1 protein-coding gene is annotated in these 258 nt (G+C 40.3%); it reads left to right on the plus strand.

What is annotated here, in order from left to right; all coding sequences use genetic code 11:
• The coding region (locus G9F75_RS19820; protein WP_167409344.1) for a DDE-type integrase/transposase/recombinase at window positions 1-258 on the plus strand (258 nt) is incomplete at both ends.

Raw genomic sequence — 258 nt, forward strand, 5'->3', positions numbered from 1 at the left:
CGCCCTCTGGAAAAGCTAGTAACGGATATCACATATTTGCCTTATGGGCAGAAACAATTGTATCTTTCCAGTATATTGGATTTATACAATGGAGAAGTGATTGCTTTTACAATTGGCGATAGACAGGACACAGACTTTGTCTTACACACACTTGATCAGCTGCCCGCACTGCCAGAGAACTGCGTGTTACATAGTGACCAAGGTTCTGTTTATACATCTTATGAGTATCAGAAAGCTGTTAAAACAAAAGGCATTACC

Origin of the sequence: Bacillus sp. EKM208B (assembly GCF_011800725.1) — a bacterium.
Classification (GTDB): Bacteria; Bacillota; Bacilli; order Bacillales; family Bacillaceae; genus Bacillus; species Bacillus velezensis.